Annotated in this window: 1 protein-coding gene and 1 pseudogene; both read right to left on the bottom strand. The window is 41.6% G+C overall.

Translation table 11 applies throughout. The features are described from left to right. Positions 1–456: 456 nt before the first annotated feature. Positions 457–1,508, bottom strand: a pseudogene (locus QZY09_RS04365) (IS3 family transposase); the annotation flags it as partial. Positions 1,509–1,648: 140 nt separating this feature from the next. Further along, on the bottom strand, positions 1,649–1,857 hold a 209-nt coding region (locus QZY09_RS04360; RefSeq protein ID WP_295668619.1), incomplete at its 5' end, for a hypothetical protein.

The raw sequence follows: 1,857 nt of genomic DNA, 5'->3' as shown, positions 1-1,857 counted from the left end.
AGTCAAATCGCTTCAGAAATGGAAAAGTTACAAAACAACAACTGCATTAAAAAAATACTCTACCCTTCCGCTTACCATAATAAAGGTTTCAAAGTGGCCGATTTCGGTTTGCGATAAATGCAGTTTAGCAAAACCTACACCTATCAACACAAATGCAGCATACCTTGCAAGTTGAAAAAATTGAAGGCTGGCCAGTTTATTGAATCTGAACATCGGTACAGGGCAGGTGTTTAATAGTTAATTGTAATTACGGTATATTTTTTGATAAACCTGTTTGTAAGCACCCCCTTTTTAGGACAGGTCTAAATTAGACTTCTGCGGGTTAATTGAATTCGAAGTTAAAGTTTTTACAATACCGTTATTATTATTATTAGAACCGCTGTTGAATGTGGTAAACTCTGCGGGGCCTTTTGCGGGGCGGAGTTTTCCACTTTCAACGGCATGGCGATAGCCAATGGGACTTAAACCATTTAGGGATTGATGCGGATGAAAAGCATTGTAATCATTCATCCATTCTTCGGTCAAACCCCTTACCTGTTTAAGATTGTTGAACAGATAGGCGTCCAGAATATCTTCCCGGTAAGTTCGGTTAAACCGTTCCACATAGCCATTCTGCATAGGTTTACCTGGCTTGATGAATTGAAGTTGTATTCCTTGGTCTTTGCAAAACACTTCGAGCGTGTGACTGATAAATTCCGGACCATTATCTACACGAATAGATTCCGGTTTCCCTTTCTCCCATATCACCCGCTCCAACACTCTAACCACGCGTATGGCGGGTAATGAGGTATCTGCTTCAACGGCTAATACTTCGCGGTTAAAATCATCGATGAGGTTAAAAGTGCGGAACTTTCTTCCGTCTGTGAGTGCATCACTCATAAAATCCATACTCCATTTTTTATTGATTGAATCCGGTTGTTCTAAAGCTATTTTTTCTCTGTTTGGCAATCTGCGTTTATGTTTTCTGCGGATATTAAGTTTTAAAAGGTCATACACCCGTTTTACCCGTTTATGATTCCAGATAAGCCCTTCGTTGCGGATGCGACCGTAATACACCCCAAATCCACGCGTAGGATGTTTTTCGGCGAGGCTTTGCAACTTGGCGATGACTTCGCTATCATCTTTGCGGCTTTTGTAATAAGCGGCTGAGGTGGATAGTCCCACTATCCGGCAGGCTCTGACGGTGCTGATGGACGCTTCCGTTTTTATTTCGTCCACCAACAGCCGCTTCCGACAGGGCCCTAGATTTTTTTTTCGATAATGTCTTTGAGTATACGGTGGTCTAAGGCTAAATCGGCATACATCGCTTTCAGTTTTCGATTTTCCTCTTGCAATTCTTTGAACTGCTTTACCTGGTTAACCTCCATACCGGCGTATTTCTTTTTCCAGTTGTAGAATGTGGCTTTACTAACGCCCATGTCACGACATAGGTCGTTGGCATTGCGGCCAGCAGCTTCCTCCTGGATCGCTTTTACGATTTGTGTTTCGGTGAATCTTGTCTTTTTCATAAAGATGAAATTTAGTGCTTCTGTCTAATTTCATCCTATCCGAATTTTGGGGGTGCTTACAAGTTCACTCTTAAAACTAAAAAAGAAACGGCTTGCGTTTACAAAACACAAGCCGTTTCTTTTAACCAAACCAAACAATATTAGTTAAGGCAAATGCGCGAAATATCTGTGTGAGGGCGCATGCCAATCAGCTGAACCATTTCAAGCATATCGTTGCATTTTTCCCATTGAGCAAAGGTCTTTTCCACTTCCTCAACAAAGAAATTATAGCGGTCAATAACTGTGTTGCACACGCCAATGAATTCGCTTTGCTTTCCTGCCATGTCACTCAATGAGCCTAAAAAACCTT

It is taken from the genome of uncultured Mucilaginibacter sp., from assembly GCF_903913935.1.
Classification (GTDB): Bacteria; Bacteroidota; Bacteroidia; order Sphingobacteriales; family Sphingobacteriaceae; genus Mucilaginibacter.
Note: the sequence above shows the minus strand (reverse complement) of the source record. Positions and strands in the feature narration are given on the sequence as shown.